The organism is Pseudomonas sp. GW456-L13 (genome assembly GCF_017350115.1).
In the GTDB taxonomy this organism is placed as follows: domain Bacteria; phylum Pseudomonadota; class Gammaproteobacteria; order Pseudomonadales; family Pseudomonadaceae; genus Aquipseudomonas; species Aquipseudomonas jessenii.
On sequence record NZ_JACNAS010000001.1, the window covers coordinates 2,775,657 to 2,795,853 of the forward strand.

Consider the following 20,197-nt stretch of genomic DNA (forward strand, 5'->3'; position numbering starts at 1 on the left):
GAGAGATTCTGTGAGCGAACTCATTCGCGTACCTGACATCGGCAGCGGTGAAGGTGAAGTAATTGAACTGTTTGTGAAGGTCGGCGACCGTATCGAAGCCGACCAGAGCATCCTGACACTTGAGTCGGACAAGGCGAGCATGGAAGTGCCTGCGCCGAAGGCCGGTATCATCAAGAGCCTGAAAGTGAAGCTGGGCGATCGCCTGAAAGAAGGCGACGAACTGCTGGAGCTGGAAGTCGAAGGTGCCGCTGCTGCGGCCCCTGCGGCTGCCGCACCGGCGGCCAAGGCTGAAGCCAAACCGGCTGCTGCACCTGCCGCCGCTCCTGCTCCTGCTGCGCCGGCCGCTGCCAGCGTTCAGCAAGTGCACGTGCCGGACATCGGTTCGTCGGGCAAGGCCCAGATCATCGAGATCCAGGTCAAGGTCGGCGACACCGTCGCGGCTGATCAGTCGCTGATCACCCTGGAATCCGACAAGGCGAGCATGGAAATCCCGTCGCCTGCCGCTGGCGTGGTCAAGGCCATCAGCGTCAAGCTCAACGACGAAGTCGGCACCGGCGACCTGATCCTGGATCTGGAAGTGGCGGGTGCTGCTGCACCGGCTGCTGCTCCGGCCCAGGCTGCCGCTCCGGCACCCGCCGCTGCACCTGCTGCTGCCGCAGCCCCGGCCGCTCCAGTGGCCGACAGCGTTCAGGACATCCATGTTCCGGACATCGGTTCGGCGGGCAAGGCCAAGATCATCGAAGTCCTGGTCAAGGCCGGCGACACCGTTGTTGCCGACCAGTCGCTGATCACCCTGGAATCCGACAAGGCGAGCATGGAAATCCCGTCGCCAGCCGCTGGCGTGGTGGAAAGCGTTTCCATCAAGCTCGACGACGAAGTCGGAACCGGCGACCTGATCCTGAAACTGAAAGTCAAAGGCGCCGCTCCTGCTGCACCTGTTGCTGCGACCGCACCTGCCGCTGCTGCTCCGAGCGCTCCAGCTCCAGCCGCTGCTGCTCCGGCTGCCGCTGCTCCTGCTGCTGCCCCGGTTGCTGCTCCAGCCAAGCCTGGTGCAAAAGTTCACGCCGGCCCTGCCGTGCGTCAACTGGCCCGCGAATTCGGCGTCGAGCTGAGCGCCGTTGGCGCCAGCGGCCCGCACGGTCGCATCCTGAAGGAAGACGTGCAGGTTTACGTCAAAGCCATGATGCAGAAGGCCAAGGAAGCACCGGCCGCTGCTGCTGGCGCAAGCGGTGGCGCGGGCATCCCGCCGATTCCGGTCGTGGACTTCAGCCGCTTCGGTGAAATCGAAGAAGTGCCGATGACCCGCCTGATGCAGGTCGGCGCCGCCAACCTGCATCGCAGCTGGCTGAACGTACCGCACGTGACGCAATTCGACTCGGCGGATATCACCGAGCTCGAAGCGTTCCGTGTTGCCCAGAAAGCCGTTGCAGAGAAGGCCGGCGTCAAGCTGACCATCCTGCCGTTGCTGCTCAAGACCTGCGCGCACCTGCTCAAGGAACTGCCGGACTTCAACAGCTCGCTGGCGCCAAGCGGCAAAGCGATCATCCGCAAGAAATACGTGAACATCGGCTTCGCCGTCGACACCCCGGATGGCCTGCTGGTACCGGTCATCAAGAACGTCGACCAGAAGAGCCTGCTGCAATTGGCCGCCGAGGCTGCTTCCCTGGCTGAAAAAGCCCGGACCAAGAAGCTCTCGTCGGACGAGATGCAAGGCGCCTGCTTCACCATTTCCAGCCTCGGCCACATTGGCGGCACCGGCTTCACGCCGATCGTCAACGCGCCGGAAGTGGCGATCCTCGGTGTTTCCAAGGCAACCATCCAGCCAGTCTGGGACGGCAAAGCCTTCCAGCCGAAACTGATGCTGCCGCTGTCGCTGTCCTACGATCACCGTGTGATCAACGGCGCTGCTGCTGCACGCTTCACCAAGCGTCTGAGCGATCTGCTGGGCGACATCCGCACCATGCTCCTGTAACACCGACCGGCCCTCCTTCTCCGGAGGGCCTGTTGCGTTCCACGTTTCCGAGCGCCACGCTCGTACCTCAACCCCGCCAATTTGGCGGGGCTTTTTTTTGCCTGAAGTTATTACTTAAAACGTCTTCCTACATTTGTGGCTGATACCGCCCACAACTCGAGTCCATTTCTGCCAGATATTTTTTCGGGCCAAATAACTAGTCTTGGCTGGAAGACTACTTATTACATCCGAAACAACCATCTGACTAATTCATTAGCAGCCGAATGGACTCAAACATGTTCAAACCCACTGTCGGCCCGATTATTGGCCACACCACAACTAATCACGCCCGTATTTTTTTACGCGGCGAACACAACAAAGACACCTTGGCATTTGCTGGCATTCGCTATAGACGACAAGGTGAAGATCACTGGTCAAAAGGTAACTTTGCGAAACTCGAACCCGAGCACGACATGTGCGAAGTTATCGTGCTGAACAACCTGTCCGCCGACTCCGACTATGAATATCAGGCCGGGTGGTTCAGCCTGACCAGCCCGTCGCACACCGTCGACACGGTGAAGGAACTGCCGCTGCAATGGTCGCGGCAGGTTTATCACTTGCGTACCCGTTCCAGCCAGGCCAACCAGCCAAGGGCCTACATTGTCGGCTCTTGCCGATACCTGCGCATGACCGCAGGCATAGCATCCGCCCCTCACTTGGGCGACAGAGTCTTTGCTTCAATTTCACGTTTGGTGGAGCAAGGCACTCCTCCCGTCAGCGCGCTGGTGATGACGGGGGACCAAATCTATGTCGATGACTTGAACATTATCGCCCCTGATCGGGAACTCAAGGAAATCCTCCATAAATATCGCGTGGCGTTTTCGCAGATAAATATCGCCAGGTTAATGTCCAATCTGCCCACTTACATGATCCTTGACGACCATGAAATAGAGGACAACTGGCCCGCCAACAAGAGCAAGTCCGATGAGTACTTATATGCAAACGCAATCAGGGCCTATGAGTTGTATCAGGCCAGTCATAGTCCTGCCCATGCACTAACTGATGATGGACTGACAAATAAACGACTGGACAAATACTGGTATCAATTTACTGAAGGTGATATCGAATGGTTTGTTACCGACAGTCGGACCCGACGCAATCTGTCGGCCACTGACCGACGCATTCTCGACGCAGCCCAGGAACAAGCCTTGTGCGACTGGCTGATCCACAGCCCGGCACGGGTCAAATTCGTGGTCACCAGTGTCATGTTCTACCCTGACCGCAAACGCACGGATGATGACGCTTGGCAGGCCTTTCCAGAACAACGGCTACGGTTGCTGGAGACCATTCGCACACACCGCATCAAGAATGTCTTCTTCATTTCCGGCGATGTCCACGGCTCGCTGACCAGTCGGCTGAGCCACAGCGAGGATGCGGACTTCGAGGTCCACACCATCGTCTCGTCACCGCTGTGCAACAGCAAAATGCTGCCCTATGCCACGACGGCCACATTCGTCCTCGATCACCCCCTGGTCCGCACCGCCGCAGGCGACTATCGACATGAACTGACCAGCAAGGTGATCAGCCAGGATAATTTTGCACACCTGGTCGTCGATGCAGGGCAGCTTCAGGTGAATTTCCACGACCGGGAGGGCAAGCATTTGCAGTCCATTGGCATCCCGATTCGCTGACCCGGAAGCAGATCGCAGTCACTGGCAATACTTGCAAAACTGCGATTTTTCAGCGACTGGCAATACTTTTTGCCACCGACTGAAGAAAACTTGTCGTCTGCCGACATATTCTTATAGCACTTGGCCTTCATCTCTCTTGTCAGTCGGTGTCGCAATGATGCAACCTTGCCGCAGGCAACAGTAAAGAGGGCGAGAGCCCAGCGCGTTCAGCATATTCGAAGCGAGTTTCCCTCCATGAAAAGCCAGCCCGATGCCGCCAGCCGTATGGTGGCCGAGGTAGTGACGCAGTTGCCTGTGCCCTCGCGGCTCGGCATGCTGCGTTTCGAACGGCTTAATGAACCCAGCTGGGCGCTGCTGTTTCTCGATCCCAATTGCGAACGCCAGTTCGGCCTGCCAGCCGTGGAACTGTGTGCGCTGGTGGGCTCGCCCTACGCCAGCCTGATGGAGCCGCTAGCGCGCTATCAACTGCACGACGCAGTCCAGCAACAGCTGACTGAAAGCCCGCACTACCTGATCCGCTATACCCTGCACACCGCCGCTGGCTCCCTGACTTTGCTGGAGCTGGGCGAAGCCTACAAACAACACAATCGACACCTGTTGCGCGGCTACCTGCTGGTCATCGACGGCCTGTTCGAGGATGACCCGCTGCAACCGGCCATGGACCTTGAAACCCAGAACTCGCGCCTGCAAATCGCCCTGGAACTCAATCAGCGTGCCCAGCAGGAGCAACTGCTGCATCTGGAGCGGGTGCGAGCCCAGCAGGATCTGATCCTGCTGCTCACCCGTCAACGCTACAGCAGCAACAACTCCTTGCGCGAAGCCGCCGAGCTGATCACCCGCAGCGCCTGCGACATCTACGAAATCGACAGTGCCAGCCTGTGGCACCTCGAAGGCTCGATGCTGGTGCCGATCTCGGCCTATCACCGCACGAATCAGGAATACCTGCTGCCGCAACCGATCGACGTCAGTCTTTTCCCCGATTACCTCGACGCCCTGCACACCGGCCGTGCCATCGACGCCCATAACGCCATGCGCGACCCACGCACCCGGGAGATGGCCGAAAGCCTGCGCCCGCGGGACGTCAACGCAATGCTCGACGCCAGTATCCGCGTCGATGGCCAGGTGGTCGGCGTTTTGTGCCTGGAGCAAACCGGGGCAACCCGCGCCTGGCAGTCGGATGAAATCGCGTTCGCCGGAGAACTGGCGGACCAGTTTGCCCAGGTCATCAGCAACCACAACCGGCGAACCGCCACCAGCGCCCTGCACCTGTTCCAGCGCGCGGTCGAACAAAGTGCCAACGCCTTTTTGCTGGTCAACTGCGATGGCGTGGTGGAATACGTCAACCCGAGCTTCACCGCGATCACCCAATATTCCACCGAAGAAGTGCATGGTCAGCGGCTGTCAGAACTACCGGCCCTGGAGAACCTCAGCGAACTGCTGTTCGATGCACCTTCGGCGCTGGCCAAGAGCAACAGTTGGCAAGGTGAATTCAAGAGCCGCCGGAAAAACCTCGAACCCTACTGGGGCCAATTGTCGATCTCCAAGGTTTACGGCGACAACCGCGAGCTGACCCACTACATCGGCATCTACGAAGACATCACCCAGACCAAGCTCGCCCAACAACGTATCGAGCGCCTGGCCTACACCGACAACCTGACCAACCTCGGCAACCGCCCGGCGTTCATCCGCAACCTCGATGAACGCTTCGCCCGGGACAGCGACGCGCCGATCAGCCTGTTGCTGGTGGACATCGACAACTTCAAGCGGATCAACGACAGCCTCGGCCACCAGACCGGCGACAAACTGCTGATCAGCCTGGCCCGGCGCCTGCGCAACAGCCTGATCCCGAGCGGCAGCCTGGCGCGATTCGCCAGTAACGAATTCGCCGTGTTGCTGGACAACAGCGACCTCACGACGGGCCAGCAAGTGGCCAACCAGTTGCTGGCGACCCTCGACAAACCGATGTTCGTCGACAACCAGTTGATCAGCGTCACCGGCTCCGTGGGCCTGGCCTGTGCGCCACTGCACGGGCGCGACCCGCAAACCCTGATGCGCAATGCCGGGCTGGCGCTGCACAAGGCCAAGGCCAACGGCAAACATCAGGTGCAGGTGTTCACCGAAGCGCTGAACGCCGAGGCCAGCTACAAGCTGTTCGTCGAAAACAACCTGCGCCGCGCCCTGACCCAGAACGAACTCGACGTGTTCTACCAGCCCAAGCTGTGCCTGCGCAGCGGTCGCCTGCTGGGGATGGAAGCCCTGCTGCGCTGGGACCATCCGGAAAAAGGCATGATCCGCCCGGATCAGTTCATCAGCGTCGCCGAGGAAACCGGGCTGATCATTCCGATCGGCAAATGGATCGCACGCCAGGCCTGCCGCATGAGCAAAGCGCTGACCGCCGCCGACCTGGGCAACCTGCAAGTGGCGATCAACCTGTCGCCCAAGCAGTTTTCCGACCCGGACCTGGTGGCCTCCATTGCCAACATCCTCAAGGAAGAAGCCCTGCCGGCTCATTTGCTGGAGCTGGAGCTGACCGAAGGCCTGCTGCTGGAGGCTACCGAAGACACCCACTTGCAGCTCGACCAGCTCAAGCGCCTGGGCCTGACCCTGGCCATGGACGACTTCGGCACCGGTTACTCGTCGCTCAGTTACTTGAAAAAATTCCCCATCGACATCATCAAGATCGATCGAAGCTTTATCCACGAAATCCCGGACAACCAGGACGACATGGAAATCACCTCCGCGGTGATCGCCATGGCCCACAACCTGAAACTCAAGGTCGTGGCTGAAGGCATCGAAACCGCCGAGCAGTTGTCGTTCCTGCGTCGTCATCGCTGCGACGTCGGCCAGGGCTACCTGTTCGACCGTCCGATCCCGGGCAATGAGCTGATCGACAAGCTCAAACGCTACCCGCGTGGCCCAATCGCCTGACAGACACAGAACCTGTGGCAGACATAAACTCTGAGGCAGGCAAAAAAAAGCCTGTGGGAGCGAGCTTGCTCGCGATAGCGGTGGACCAGTCATCCCCCCATGACACCGACACACCGCTATCGCGAGCAGACTCACCCCTACAGGGGTAGTGCGTATCGGGCAGGTATTGGGCACACTGACAGTCTGTTTATTTACAACCCAACCTGACTGAGAGGACTGATCATGGTTCTGCGCTCGGAAATTCTGGTGAACAAAAACGTGCTCCCTACTAAAGAACAAGCTCTGCCTGGCCGCGAAACCGCGATGACCCTGCCTGAAAAGCACTTTGTATTTAAAGACACCCCCTTGCTCGGCCCGTTCTTCGAAGATGTCGACTTCGCGATCTTCGGCCTCGGCTGCTTTTGGGGCGCGGAACGCCGCTTCTGGCAGCGTGAAGGCGTGGTCAGTACCGTGGTCGGCTACGCCGGCGGTTTCACACCGAACCCGACCTACGAAGAAGTCTGCTCGGGCCTGACCGGTCACGCCGAAGTGGTGCTGGTGGTGTATGACAAGGCCAAGGTCAGCTACGAAGAACTGCTGGCGATGTTCTGGGAACTGCACAACCCGACGCAAGGCATGCGCCAGGGCAATGACATCGGCACCCAGTACCGTTCGGTGATCTACGCCACTAGCCCGGAACAACTGGACGCGGCGCTCAAGAGCAAGGAAACCTACCAGGCCGAGCTGTCCAAGGCCGGTCTCGGTGAAATCAGCACCGAAATCGACCAGGCCCCGACCGTCTACTTTGCCGAGACGTATCACCAGCAATACCTGGCGAAAAACCCGGAAGGCTATTGCGGCATCGGCGGCACAGGCGTGACCTGCCCGATCTGACAACTGACTGTAGGAGCGAGCCCGCTCGCGAAAAACCAAAGGACGCCGCTGGGCATCCGGTTTACGCGTTAACGTTCACGACCTTCGCGAGCAAGCTCGCTCCTACAGATCAACTCTCGGCAATCAACCAATCCATCCGCCACCCACCCTGGGTCTGCCCAAGCTTCTCGGACAACCAAGGCAGCAGCTCACGCAATTCTTCCTCCAGCCCCCACGGCGGATTGGCGATCGCCAGCCCGGACCCGTTCAGGCTGTTGGGCGTATCCAATGGATGCACCAGCAACTCCACCCGCAACAACTTCGGCGCACCGGTACCGGCCAGGTCCTGATAGAAGCGGCGCAGCGCGCGCTGATCCTTCACCGGGTACCAGATTGCCGCCACTGTCTGACGCATCCGGCCAATCGCTTCCTTCAACGACGCGGCACAGCGCTGCATCTCGTCGAGCTTCTCGAACGGCGGATCGATCAACATCACCGCACGCTTCTCCGGCACCGGCAGCAAGGCCCGCGACACATGCCAGCCCTCACCCAAGTGAACCTTGACCCGACGATCACCGGCCATGTTGTCCTTGAGCAAAACGCCGTCTTCCGGATGTTTCTCGTTGAGCAACACACGGTCCTGAGGGCGGGTCAGACGCCGCGCCAGCTCCGGCGACCCCGGGTAATAGCGCAACTGGCCATCCGGGTTCATCTCGTGCAGCACCTGCATGTAATCAGCGGTCAGGATCGGCAGATCCGGCTGATCCCACAAACGCGCAATGCCTTCCAGGTACTCACCGGTACGATTGGCCTGATCACCCTGAAGGTCATACAGACCGATGCCGGCGTGGGTATCGAGATAGGCAAACGGCTGCTCCTTGCGCGACATCAGGGCGATGAGGCGGGTCAAGGTCAGGTGTTTGAACACATCGGCGTGATTGCCGGCATGGAAGGCGTGACGATAATTCATGGCTGCTCCTGCGAAGGCCGGGAAGTTTACCTTTTACCGGCCGGCAAGTCAGGGGTTGGCGGCTGAGCGGGTCAGTTGAGGCACTGCACACCCTTGTGGCGAGGGGGCTTGCCCCCGTTCGACTGCGAAGCAGTCGCAAGACCAAACCCTTCGGTGAATCTGACAAAACTGAAATGCCAGTTTCTTGGGGCCGCTCCGCGTCCCAACGGAGGCAAGCCCCCTCACCACAAAAACCGCTCGACGCTACTGCGAAGGCCGCGCCCTTAACTGCCGCCCAACCACATCCAGCACATCACAGCCATCGCGCAACGTAATTGCGCAGAGCAAGGCGAAATCGCTGAGGATGAAGGACTCGCACTCGATCGAGCCGCGCATGGACAGGGTGGGCATATCGGTGCAGTTGCTGGTCAATGCCATGAAGCGGTTGTCGGGATGGGGGATCGGCTTTTCGTAGGGCGGATCGGGGTGAATTGTTTTCACTTTCTAACCTCTGGTAGAAGTGGGGCTACCATCGGCCTTCCTACAGGCTTGGGTGGCAGCCATACGCGGGGTAGGAATATCGAGACCAGAGAACTCGACCACGCCGAAGCGTGCCCGCGCACAGCCGCCGCAACAGATCTTACGGGCGCACGTTAGTGGCCGCAAATCAGGTGTCGACGTCAAAGCGTTTCTGGTCTTAACGGGTTCCTACACCCCACCACTGAGTTGTCAGTGGCTACCGAAGACTATCGATGGATCTCCGGTCGCACCAGTTCATGAAAACCGCTACTTTTTGAAGGAAACGTCCGAGGACCCTGCCCGGAAAATTCGCACCACGGATATCGGAGAAGCAAAAAAAACGGCCCGCACTGTTAAAGCTGCGAGCCGTTCTTTTATCAGAGGCGGGAAGAGTTCAACCCATCACTCATCACTTGTTCAAACGATAGTCCGCCTCAGCAGCAGCAAAACGCTGGAACATGCCGGCAGTCGGCGTGCCCATTTTGCTGACGAAGTAGATCGCCAGGCTGGCGAAGATGAAACCAGGGATGATTTCGTACAGGCCCAGCAGTTCGAAGTGTTTCCAGACGATCACGGTGATCGCGCCGACCAGGATACCGGCCAGTGCGCCGTTGCGGGTCATGTCTTTCCAGATCACGGAGATCAGCACGACCGGACCGAATGCGGCACCGAAACCGGCCCAGGCGTAGCTCACCAGACCCAGTACACGGTTTTCCGGGTTGGACGCCAGGGCGATCGCCACCAGGGCAACCAACAACACCATGGCACGGCCGACCCAGACCAGTTCCAGCTGCGAAGCGGATTTACGCAGGAAGGTCTTGTAGAAGTCTTCGGTCAGGGCGCTCGAGCACACCAGCAACTGGCAACTCAGGGTGCTCATGACGGCAGCCAGAATGGCCGACAGCAGGATACCCGCGATCCATGGGTTGAACAGGATCTTGGCCAGTTCGATGAACACACGCTCGTGGTTCTCGGTGACTGCGCCAGCCACGTCCGGGTGCGCCGAGAAGTAGGCGATACCGAAGAAGCCGACTGCCACGGTGCCGCCCAGGCACAGGATCATCCAGGTCATGGAAATGCGACGGGCGTTGGCGATCGATTTAACCGAATCGGCAGCCATGAAACGCGCCAGGATATGCGGCTGGCCGAAGTAGCCCAGACCCCAACCCATCAGCGAGATGATGCCGATGAAGGTGGTGCCCTTGAGCATGTCGAAGTTGCTTGGATCTTGCGCTTCGATGGCCAGGAAAGTGGTGTCGACGCCGCCGGTGGCCAGCAACACGATAACCGGCGTCAGGATCAACGCAAAGATCATCAGGGTGGCTTGTACGGTATCGGTCCAGCTCACGGCCAGGAAACCACCGATAAAGGTGTAGGCAATCGTCGCCGCAGCACCGGCCCACAGCGCAGTCTCGTAGGACATGCCGAAGGTGCTTTCGAACAGACGGGCGCCGGCCACGATGCCGGAAGCACAGTAGATGGTGAAGAACACCAGGATCACGACCGCGGAGATGATCCGCAGCAGGCCGCTTTTGTCTTCGAAACGGCTGGCGAAGTAGTCCGGCAGGGTCAGTGCATCACCGTTGTGCTCGGTCTGCACACGCAGACGGCCGGCGACGAACAGCCAGTTCAGGTAGGCGCCGACGATCAGGCCGATGGCGATCCAGCTTTCGGACAGACCGGACATGTAGATCGCGCCGGGCAAGCCCATCAACAACCAGCCGCTCATGTCGGAGGCACCGGCGGACAGTGCGGTCACGACGCTGCCCAGGCTACGACCGCCCAGAATGTAGTCGGAAAGGTTGTTGGTGGAGCGATAGGCCATCAAGCCGATCAGCACCATTGCTGCGATGTAGATCACGAACGTGATCAGGGTTGGATTGCTTACGCTCATTAAGTTACGCCCTGGCTTTGTTTTTATGTAGCTGCGGCTGGTGAACCGCTCGCAAACGCATACGTTTGACAGACGATCCGGGTTCCCGCGCATTTATGACTGATGTTTCCCCAGGAAAGCCATCAGCCGGAGCACCCGGGTTTCGACCGGGTTGCACCTTGGGCGCGAATGCTATTCAACAAAGCAAATAAGGTGCAACCAGTTTCTTGAGAATAAGTTGCACCCAGTCGGAAATAAATTTCAAACCCGGTTTTTTGCTCCTTTTCGGAGCAAGAACTCGGGCCAACCACCCTAAAAAGCACCAAGCAAAGGCAGCACCGCCGTACCAGAATTTATTTCCTGACGAGCTGCGTAATATTCCGACAAAAAAAGGGTTGCACCCGGTTGCACCTCAACAGTCGCACGGCTAATCTTGCCGCCAGCTGATGCCACGCAGTCGTGGCAAACATGAGGATAAAAACATGGCTACCACCACCCTTGGGGTCAAACTTGACGACCCGACCCGCGAACGCCTCAAGGCCGCCGCGACCTCGATTGATCGCACGCCGCACTGGCTGATCAAGCAGGCAATCTTCAATTACCTGGAAAAACTCGAGGGTGGTGCAACCCTGTCCGAGCTGAACGGTTCGACCAAGGATTCCGACGACTCCGTCGACGCGCCTCTGGATCACGCCCACCAGTGTTTCCTCGAATTCGCCGAAAGCATCCTGCCGCAATCGGTACTGCGCGCCTCGATCACCGCCGCCTACCGTCGCCCTGAGCCGGAAGTCGTGCCGATGCTGATCGAGCAGGCTCGCCTGCCGGCACCGATGGCCGAAGCCACCAACAAACTCGCCGCCTCGATTGCTGAAAAACTGCGCAACCAGAAGAGCGCTGGCGGCCGTGCCGGCATCGTCCAGGGCCTGTTGCAGGAGTTCTCCCTGTCGTCCCAGGAAGGTGTGGCGCTGATGTGCCTGGCCGAAGCGCTGCTGCGCATCCCGGACAAAGGCACCCGCGACGCCCTGATCCGCGACAAGATCAGCACCGGCAACTGGCAGCCGCACCTGGGCAACAGCCCGTCGCTGTTCGTCAACGCCGCCACCTGGGGCCTGCTGCTGACCGGCAAACTGGTGTCGACCCACAACGAGGCTGGTTTGACGTCGTCCCTGAGCCGCATTATCGGCAAGAGCGGCGAGCCGATGATCCGCAAAGGCGTCGACATGGCCATGCGCCTGATGGGCGAGCAGTTCGTGACCGGCGAGACCATCGCCGAAGCCCTGGCCAACGCCAGCAAGTTCGAAACCAAAGGTTTCCGTTATTCCTACGACATGCTGGGTGAAGCCGCACTCACCGAGCACGACGCGCAGAAGTACCTGGCCTCGTACGAACAAGCCATCCACTCGATCGGCAAAGCCTCCCACGGTCGCGGGATTTATGAAGGCCCGGGCATCTCGATCAAGCTGTCCGCCCTGCACCCGCGTTACAGCCGCGCCCAGTACGAGCGCGTGATGGACGAGCTGTACCCGCGCCTGCTGTCGCTGACCCTGCTGGCCAAGCAATATGACATCGGCCTGAACATCGACGCCGAAGAGGCCGATCGCCTGGAGCTGTCACTGGATCTGCTCGAGCGCCTGTGCTTCGAGCCGCAACTGACTGGCTGGAACGGCATTGGTTTCGTGATCCAGGCTTACCAGAAGCGTTGCCCGTACGTGATCGACTACGTGATCGACCTGGCTCGCCGCAGCCGTCATCGCCTGATGATCCGCCTGGTAAAAGGCGCGTACTGGGACAGCGAAATCAAACGCGCCCAGGTCGAAGGCCTGGAAGGCTACCCGGTCTACACCCGCAAGGTGTACACCGACGTGTCCTACATCGCTTGCGCCCGCAAGCTGCTGTCGGTACCGGAAGTCATCTACCCGCAGTTCGCCACGCACAACGCCCACACCCTGTCGGCCATTTATCACATCGCCGGTCAGAACTATTACCCGGGCCAGTACGAGTTCCAGTGCCTGCACGGCATGGGTGAACCGCTGTACGAACAGGTTGTAGGCAAAGTTTCCGAAGGCAAGCTGAACCGTCCGTGCCGCGTGTACGCTCCAGTCGGCACCCACGAAACCCTGCTGGCCTACCTGGTGCGTCGCCTGCTGGAAAACGGCGCGAACACTTCGTTCGTCAACCGTATTGCCGACCAGTCGATTTCGATCCAGGAACTGGTGGCCGATCCGGTAGCCAGCATCGAGCAAATGGCGACCGTGGAAGGTGGTTTCGGCCTGCCGCACCCGCGCATTCCGCTGCCGCGTGACCTGTATGGTTCCGAGCGCGCCAACTCCAGCGGCATCGACATGGCCAACGAACATCGTTTGGCATCCCTGTCCTGCGCGCTTCTCGCAACCGCACACAACCACTGGAAAGCGGCGCCGATGCTCGGTTGCGCTTCCAGCAGCGAAGCCCCGGCACCGGTCTTGAACCCGTCCGATCTGCGTGACGTGGTCGGTCATGTGCAGGAAGCGACCGTCGAAGACGTCGACAACGCGATCCAGTGCGCCCTCAACGCTGCACCGATCTGGCAGGCCACGCCGCCCGCCGAGCGCGCCGCGATCCTGGAACGTGCCGCCGATCTGATGGAAGCCGAAATCCAGCCGCTGATGGGCCTGCTGGCCCGCGAAGCCGGCAAGACCTTCGCCAACGCCATCGCCGAAGTGCGTGAAGCCGTGGATTTCCTGCGTTATTACGCGGTGCAGGCACGCAACGATTTCACCAATGACGCTCACCGTCCGTTGGGCCCAGTCGTATGCATCAGCCCGTGGAACTTCCCGCTGGCGATCTTCAGTGGTCAGGTGGCTGCTGCATTGGCCGCCGGTAACCCGGTACTGGCCAAGCCTGCGGAACAAACGCCGCTGGTCGCCGCTCAGGCCGTGCGCCTGATGCTCGAAGCCGGCATCCCGGAAGGCGTGCTGCAACTGCTGCCGGGCCGTGGCGAAACCGTCGGTGCCGGCCTGGTCGGCGACGATCGCGTCAAAGGCGTGATGTTCACCGGCTCCACCGAAGTCGCGCGCTTGCTGCAACGCAACATCGCCGGCCGCCTGGACAGCCAGGGTCGTCCGATTCCGCTGATCGCCGAAACCGGTGGCCAGAACGCGATGATCGTCGACTCCTCGGCACTGACCGAACAGGTTGTGATCGACGTGGTGTCCTCGGCGTTCGACAGCGCCGGCCAGCGCTGCTCGGCTCTGCGTGTACTGTGCTTGCAGGAAGATTCCGCCGACCGCGTCATCGAAATGCTCAAGGGCGCGATGGCTGAAAGCCGTCTCGGCAACCCTGAGCGTCTGTCCGTGGACATCGGCCCGGTGATCGACGCCGAAGCCAAGGCTGGCATCGAGAAGCACATCCAGGCCATGCGCGACAAAGGTCGCAGCGTGTACCAGGTGGCCATCGCCGACGCCGAAGAAGTCAAACGCGGCACCTTCGTGATACCGACACTGATCGAACTGGAAAGCTTCGACGAACTGCAGCGGGAGATCTTCGGCCCGGTGCTGCACGTGGTTCGCTACAAGCGCAAGGACATCGATCAACTGATCGGTCAGATCAACGCTTCCGGCTACGGCCTGACCCTGGGCGTGCACACCCGCATCGACGAGACCATTGCCAAGGTGATCGACAACGTCAACGCCGGTAACGTCTACGTCAACCGCAACATTGTTGGCGCAGTAGTAGGCGTGCAGCCATTCGGCGGCGAAGGCCTGTCGGGTACCGGCCCGAAAGCCGGCGGCCCGCTGTACCTGTACCGCCTGCTGTCGACCCGCCCTGCGGATGCGATCGAACAATCCTTCGCTCGTGGCGATGCTGCCGCGGCACCGGACGTTCGTCTGCGCGATGCCATGAGCAAGCCGCTGACCGCCTTGAAAGCCTGGGCCGACAACCACAAGTTCGCCGACCTGAGCACCCTGTGCGTGCAGTTCGCCGCGCAATCGCAAAGCGGTATCACCCGCCTCCTGGCCGGCCCGACCGGCGAACGCAACAGCTATGCGATCCTGCCACGGGAACACGTGCTGTGCCTGGCGGAAGTCGAAGGCGACCTGCTGACGCAACTGGCGGCGGTATTGGCTGTCGGCGGTTCGGCGGTATGGCCGGAAGCTGACATGACCAAAGCCTTGTTCGCACGCCTGCCGAAGGACATTCAGGCGCGCATCAAGCTGGTTTCCGACTGGAACAAGGACGAAGTGGTGTTTGATGCGGTTCTGCATCACGGCCATTCCGACCAGTTGCGTGCGGTGTGCCAGCAGATTGCCAAGCGTGCCGGCGCCATCGTCGGTGTGCAGGGCCTGTCGCAGGGCGAAACCAACATTGCGCTGGAGCGCCTGGTGATTGAGCGTGCATTGAGCGTCAACACCGCTGCGGCGGGTGGTAATGCCAGTTTGATGACCATCGGCTAAAACCGATAAGCCGGGCTGCCGCATTGGCCGCCCGGTATGCAATCCCCCTGTGGGAGCGAGCTTGCTCGCGATAGCGATCCATCAGTCACCTTCCATATTGACTGATCTGCCGCCATCGCGAGCAAGCTCGCTCCCACAGTTGTTTTGTAGTGCCTGCTAAGGCTCTGCTCTGCCCCACCATCACGCTCATCAATCATGCTATTCAGCATAAATTCACAAGCCTAGACTCGGTCCACTCCAACAAAAGGTAGGCCGCCATGTCCGAGACGTTGCTCAGTTCCCGTAATCTGGCTTTCGAGCTGTATGAAGTCCTTGATGCCGAGGGCCTGACCCAGCGTGAGCGTTTCGCCGAGCACAACCGCGAAACCTTCGATGCCGCCATTGGCACCGCCCGCAACATCGCCGAGAAGTTCTTCGCCCCGCACAACCGCAAGGGCGACGAGAACGAGCCGCGCTACGAGAACGGTCAGGCGATTCTGATTCCGGAAGTGAAACTGGCGGTAGACGCCTTCCTCGAAGCCGGCTTCCTCAACGCCGCGCGCAGTTTCGACGCTGGCGGCATGCAGCTTCCTACGCTGCTGTCCCAGGCCTGCTTCGCGCACTTTCAATCGGCCAATGCTGCTTCGACGTCCTATCCGTTCCTGACCATGGGCGCGGCGAACCTGATCGAGAGCTTCGGCACTGAAGAGCAGAAGCGCCGCTTCCTGCAACCGATGATCGATGGCCGTTTCTTCGGCACCATGGCCCTGACCGAACCCCACGCGGGTTCGTCGCTGTCGGATATTCGTACACGCGCAGAACCTGCGTCCGACGGCACCTATCGCCTCAAGGGCAACAAGATTTTCATCTCTGGCGGCGATCATCCGCTGTCGGAAAACATCGTGCACATGGTGCTGGCCAAGCTGCCGGACGCACCGGCCGGGGTGAAGGGCATTTCGCTGTTTATCGTGCCCAAGTTCCTGGTTAACGATGATGGCAGCCTGGGCAAGCGCAATGACGTGCTGCTGGCCGGGTTGTTCCACAAGATGGGCTGGCGCGGCACCACCTCCACCGCACTGAATTTCGGCGATAACGGCGAGTGTGTCGGCTATCTGGTGGGCAAGCCGCACCATGGCTTGAGTTACATGTTCCAGATGATGAACGAGGCCCGGATCGGCGTCGGCATGGGCGCGGTGATGCTTGGTTACGCCGGCTATCTGTACTCGCTGGAATACGCCCGCGAGCGTCCGCAGGGCCGCGTGCCAGACAGCAAGGACCCGAACACTGCACCGGTGGCGATCATTCAGCATGCCGACGTGAAACGCATGCTGTTGACGCAAAAGGCTTACGTCGAAGGCTCGTTTGACTTGGGTCTCTATGCGGCGCGACTGTTCGATGACACCACCACGCTTGCGACCGAAGCCGAACGCAAACAGGCCCATGAACTGCTGGATTTACTGACACCGATCGTCAAATCCTGGCCATCGGAGTTCTGCCTGAAGGCCAACGAACTGGCGATCCAGATCCTCGGCGGCCACGGTTATACCCGTGAGTACCCGGTGGAGCAGTACTACCGCGACAACCGCCTGAACCCGATCCACGAAGGCACCCACGGTATTCAGTCGCTGGACCTTTTGGGCCGCAAACTGGCGCAGAACGGCGGCGCGGGGCTCAAGCAACTGATCCGCCTGATCGCCGACACTGGCGAGCGAGCACAGGCGTTTGATTCATTGACGCCGCTGCGCGAGCCGCTGGAAAAACTGGTGGCACGCCTGCAAACCGTGACCATCGGCCTCCTGACTGATCTGGCCCAAGGCAAGGTCAACAGCAGCCTGGCGAACTCGGCGCTGTACCTGAAAGTGTTTGGTCACACGGTGATCGGCTGGCGCTGGCTGGAACAGGCGATCCGCGCAGAAGAAGGCCTGGTGAAGGGGAATGCGGCGGATGTCAGCTTCTATAAAGGCAAGCTGCAGGCGGCGCGCTACTTCCTGACGTGGGAAGTGCCGGGTTGCCATCATGAGCTGGCAATTCTTGAGGCTCGGGATGATGTGTGCCTGGGCATGCAGAATGAGTGGTTCTGATCCAACCTTTGTGGTGTAGCTGAAAACCAATCGCGAGCAAGCTCGCTCCCACAGGAATCCCTGTTGGCCACAAATCTTGTGTTCAACACACAAACCCTGTGGGAGCGAGCTTGCTCGCGATGGCGTCAGTACTATCAATACATCAACTCAGCTTGAACCCCCCCATCTGCCGCGCCAAATCATCCGCCAACCGCTGCAACGTCTGGCAATCATCCCGACAAGCCCTGACCTCCCCCGCCGTCGCCCGCGCCAGGTCGGAGATGCCCTGAACGTTCCGGTTGATCTCATCGGTCACCGCCGATTGCTCTTCCGTCGCCGTCGCCACCTGATGGTTCATGTCGCTGATGCGTTCCACTTGCCCGGTAATCGCGGTCAACGACGCCCCGGTACGCTGGCTGGACTCGACACCCGTGCCGGTCGCGGCTTGCCCGGAATGCATCGACGACACCGCATTCTCCGCACCCTGCTTGAGGCTGCCGATCATCTGCTGGATTTCATCGGTAGATGCCTGCGTACGCCGCGCCAAAGTCCGCACTTCATCGGCCACCACGGCAAACCCGCGCCCCATGTCCCCGGCTCGCGCAGCTTCGATAGCGGCGTTGAGCGCCAGCAGGTTGGTCTGCTCGGAAATCCCCCGAATCACCGCCAGCACCTGGTCGATCGACGCCACTTGATGGGCCAGTTCACCCACCGCTGTGGCCGCGACGCCGATTTCGTCAGACATGCTTTCGATATGGCGGATCGAGCCACCCACCACTTCCCGTGCCTGCATTGCCTCATCCCGAGCCGTTTGTGATGCGAGCGCCGCATTACCGGCGTTATGGGCGATTTCCTGAACGGTCAGGCCCATTTCATGGACAGCGGTTGCCACCATGTCGGTCATTTCCTGTTGGCGGCCGGAGCGCTCAGCGGTGTTATCCACCACCCGCGCAACCTGACCGACAGCGGTGCGCAGTCGCTCGCTGGTGGTCAGCACCTCGCCGATCATGTCGCGCTGACTGTCGAGGAACCGATTGAAGCCACGCGCCAGATCGCCCAGCTCATCGGCGCGACTGGAATCTAACCGCTGGGTCAAATCTCCACCACCGCTACCAATGGCAACCAATGCCGCTGTTACCTGACGAATCGGGCGTACCAGCCCACGGGCCAGCACCACCACCAGCAACAGACACACAATCGCCACCGCCAGGCCGATACCGCTGCTCATCCACATGGCGCGCCGGGCTTCGGCGTAGATCTGCGATTGCGGCACTTCGGCCACCAGCGTCCAGCCGAGATCGCGCAAAGGCAGACTCAACGCGAGAAAGTCTTCGCCATCACGCTGGAAGCTGCTGTTGGTGGCAGTTTTTTGACCCATGACCGCTTGCGCGGCTGACTCGCCAATCTGTTCGGCCAAGGTGCGCTTGCCGCTGAATTGCGCCTCGGGATGAACCTGGATCAAACCGTCGGAACGCACGAGATAGACCTTGCCGCGCTCACCGAAGCTGAAGTTGTGGATCAGCTCCGACAGCTCTTTCATGCTCAGGCCAAGCCCGGCAACGCCCACGACTTTACCGGCCTGCTCGACTTTGAGGTCGATGAACAGCGCCAATTCTCCGGTGGCCGTGTCGTTGTCGATATTGAGGGTGCGCGGCTGGTTGCTGTCGAGGAACGAGTAGAACCAGGCGTCTTTGGGATTGGAACGACTGAGGGTGCGGTCCAGGCCTTTTTCGGTAATGTAATGGCTGGACGCGGTGCCGATGATCAGCGCGGTAAAGGCTTTGTGCTCGGCACGAATGCCTTCCAGATACTGCGCGAAGCTGGCGGTCTTGGCGCTGTCCTCACCCCCGGCCAGCCAGTCGCGCACCATGCTGTTGCTGGCGATGTCCTTGGCGGCGGTAAGGGGTTGGACGAGAATCCGCTCGATGTCGTTGCGCATCGCTTCGATGCTCGACGGCAAGGCTTGCTCGACCAGATAGCTCTGGGCGAGGCGGTTGACCACCAGGGTATAAATGCCAACCACGATCAGGATACTGACCAGCAGGGCGGTGCCCATGCTCAGGATCAACTGCCATTGAATACTGCGTCGCCAGAACTGCATGGAGCACCCCCAAAGAATAAGAGGCTGAAACACTGCAACAGCCGTGCCGATTGTATACAAGCCAATCGACAATTTATTCTTTGGTTGTGCGCAAAGCCGATCAGGCCTGATTGATCGTCTTGGAAATCACTTCAACCGTGGCGCTGACTTGCTCTTGGTAACGGTCAAGGTCGAGCTTGTGCTGCTTCTGCATTTCGATCTGCTGGGAGCACAGATTCATCGCCGCCAGCACCAGCAATCGGTCACCGATCAGCGTCGGGTACTTCCTCTTGGTTTCGGCCAGGGCTGCCTTCAACATCATCGCGGCGTCCAGCAGGGTCTGTTCTTCCCCGGCCGGTGCCTTGATCGAATAGTCCTCCCCCAGGATCGAGACGACTTTTACCCCTGCGGCGTTGTAACTCATGCGCTGACAGGGCCTGCGCTGACGCGCTCAACCAGGGCCTGGATGCGAGCCGCCGTGGCGCCTTGCTTCTCTTCCTGCTCCATCAGGCTCAGTTGCAGGCTTTCGTTTTCATCCTTGGCCTGGGCCAGTTCTGTGGTCAGGGTCTGGTTGGTGCCGAGCAACGTCTGGTTCTGTTGCACCAGGTCACTGACCAGTTGTTCCAATTGGCTTAGGGATGCTTCCAACATTTTGATTTTCCGGGCTTTTTCAAAGGGCGCGTACGATAAAGAAAAGTCACCCTGGATGCCAGGGTTATACAGGCGCAAAGCCTTGATTTTGCTGACGAGTGACCTTTCTCGCGAACTGTAGAGACTGTGATAGCCCGATCTGGTTCCTGCACTTCGTCGCCCGCCTATGTAGGAGCGAGCTTGTTCGCGATGGATGTGAACAATATCGCGCCCTGTCTGAATGATTGCGTT

12 protein-coding genes and 1 pseudogene are annotated in these 20,197 nt (G+C 60.0%); 6 read left to right on the forward strand and 7 right to left on the reverse strand.

Features of this window, described 5'->3' with window-relative positions:
• The first annotated feature begins 10 nt into the window (after positions 1-10).
• From aceF to msrA, 4 genes are all read left to right on the forward strand, one after another.
• On the forward strand, positions 11-1,972 hold the full coding sequence (gene aceF / locus J4D25_RS12530) for a dihydrolipoyllysine-residue acetyltransferase (protein WP_057712294.1): 1,962 nt from the start codon (positions 11-13) through the stop codon (positions 1,970-1,972).
• A 275-nt stretch (positions 1,973-2,247) separates the two neighbouring features.
• The gene (locus J4D25_RS12535) at positions 2,248-3,642 is read left to right on the forward strand and encodes an alkaline phosphatase D family protein (protein ID WP_057712295.1); all 1,395 of its coding nucleotides are present in this window, start codon (positions 2,248-2,250) and stop codon (positions 3,640-3,642) included.
• 234 nt (positions 3,643-3,876) lie between these two features.
• Complete coding sequence (locus tag J4D25_RS12540; RefSeq protein WP_057712296.1) at positions 3,877-6,570, forward strand: bifunctional diguanylate cyclase/phosphodiesterase; 2,694 nt, start codon at positions 3,877-3,879, stop codon at positions 6,568-6,570.
• 222 nt (positions 6,571-6,792) lie between these two features.
• Complete coding sequence (gene msrA / locus J4D25_RS12545) at positions 6,793-7,443, forward strand: peptide-methionine (S)-S-oxide reductase MsrA (protein WP_057712297.1); 651 nt, start codon at positions 6,793-6,795, stop codon at positions 7,441-7,443.
• A gap of 109 nt (positions 7,444-7,552) precedes the next feature.
• On the opposite strand, the gene J4D25_RS12550 is transcribed toward msrA, so the two are convergent.
• From J4D25_RS12550 to putP, 3 genes are all read right to left on the reverse strand, one after another.
• The gene (locus J4D25_RS12550) at positions 7,553-8,392 is read right to left on the reverse strand and encodes a 23S rRNA (adenine(2030)-N(6))-methyltransferase RlmJ (protein WP_057712298.1); all 840 of its coding nucleotides are present in this window, start codon (positions 8,390-8,392) and stop codon (positions 7,553-7,555) included.
• Between the two features lie 243 nt (positions 8,393-8,635).
• Positions 8,636-8,872 (reverse strand): hypothetical protein, encoded by a 237-nt coding sequence (locus tag J4D25_RS12555; protein ID WP_057712299.1) that lies wholly within the window; start codon positions 8,870-8,872, stop codon positions 8,636-8,638.
• 427 nt (positions 8,873-9,299) lie between these two features.
• A complete protein-coding gene (gene putP, locus J4D25_RS12560; RefSeq protein WP_057712300.1) occupies positions 9,300-10,784 on the reverse strand; it encodes a sodium/proline symporter PutP in 1,485 nt (494 codons plus the stop codon).
• 461 nt (positions 10,785-11,245) lie between these two features.
• On the opposite strand from putP, the gene putA reads away from it, so the two are divergent.
• Both putA and J4D25_RS12570 read left to right on the forward strand, forming a co-directional pair.
• Entirely contained in the window at positions 11,246-15,196 is a 3,951-nt protein-coding gene (gene putA / locus J4D25_RS12565) for a trifunctional transcriptional regulator/proline dehydrogenase/L-glutamate gamma-semialdehyde dehydrogenase (RefSeq protein WP_057712301.1), read from the forward strand.
• Positions 15,197-15,453: 257 nt separating this feature from the next.
• On the forward strand, positions 15,454-17,256 hold the full coding sequence (locus J4D25_RS12570) for an acyl-CoA dehydrogenase (RefSeq protein WP_057712302.1): 1,803 nt from the start codon (positions 15,454-15,456) through the stop codon (positions 17,254-17,256).
• A 142-nt stretch (positions 17,257-17,398) separates the two neighbouring features.
• Here J4D25_RS12570 and J4D25_RS27285 read toward each other — a convergent pair whose 3' ends face one another.
• The 4 genes and pseudogenes from J4D25_RS27285 to J4D25_RS12585 form a co-directional block, all read right to left on the reverse strand.
• Positions 17,399-18,244, reverse strand: coding sequence for a methyl-accepting chemotaxis protein (locus J4D25_RS27285; RefSeq protein ID WP_373423038.1), 846 nt, complete (start codon positions 18,242-18,244; stop codon positions 17,399-17,401).
• 18 nt (positions 18,245-18,262) lie between these two features.
• Positions 18,263-19,336 (reverse strand): annotated as a pseudogene (locus J4D25_RS27290) (cache domain-containing protein); the annotation flags it as partial.
• A gap of 100 nt (positions 19,337-19,436) precedes the next feature.
• The gene (locus J4D25_RS12580; protein WP_057712304.1) at positions 19,437-19,739 is read right to left on the reverse strand and encodes a cell division protein ZapA; all 303 of its coding nucleotides are present in this window, start codon (positions 19,737-19,739) and stop codon (positions 19,437-19,439) included.
• The gene (locus J4D25_RS12585; RefSeq protein WP_057712305.1) at positions 19,736-19,966 is read right to left on the reverse strand and encodes a hypothetical protein; all 231 of its coding nucleotides are present in this window, start codon (positions 19,964-19,966) and stop codon (positions 19,736-19,738) included. The genes J4D25_RS12580 and J4D25_RS12585 overlap by 4 nt, the downstream gene beginning before the upstream one ends.
• Positions 19,967-20,197 lie beyond the last annotated feature (231 nt).

Coding starts and splice junctions, on each gene's coding strand:
- J4D25_RS12535 (WP_057712295.1), top strand. CDS start 2,248: ATGTTCAAACCCACTGTCGGCCCGATTATTGGCCACACCACAACTAAT.
- msrA (WP_057712297.1), top strand. CDS start 6,793: ATGGTTCTGCGCTCGGAAATTCTGGTGAACAAAAACGTGCTCCCTACT.
- J4D25_RS12540 (WP_057712296.1), top strand. CDS start 3,877: ATGAAAAGCCAGCCCGATGCCGCCAGCCGTATGGTGGCCGAGGTAGTG.
- putP (WP_057712300.1), bottom strand. CDS start 10,784: ATGAGCGTAAGCAATCCAACCCTGATCACGTTCGTGATCTACATCGCA.
- J4D25_RS12585 (WP_057712305.1), bottom strand. CDS start 19,966: ATGTTGGAAGCATCCCTAAGCCAATTGGAACAACTGGTCAGTGACCTG.
- J4D25_RS12580 (WP_057712304.1), bottom strand. CDS start 19,739: ATGAGTTACAACGCCGCAGGGGTAAAAGTCGTCTCGATCCTGGGGGAG.
- J4D25_RS12550 (WP_057712298.1), bottom strand. CDS start 8,392: ATGAATTATCGTCACGCCTTCCATGCCGGCAATCACGCCGATGTGTTC.
- putA (WP_057712301.1), top strand. CDS start 11,246: ATGGCTACCACCACCCTTGGGGTCAAACTTGACGACCCGACCCGCGAA.
- J4D25_RS12570 (WP_057712302.1), top strand. CDS start 15,454: ATGTCCGAGACGTTGCTCAGTTCCCGTAATCTGGCTTTCGAGCTGTAT.
- J4D25_RS27285 (WP_373423038.1), bottom strand. CDS start 18,244: ATGATCGGCGAGGTGCTGACCACCAGCGAGCGACTGCGCACCGCTGTC.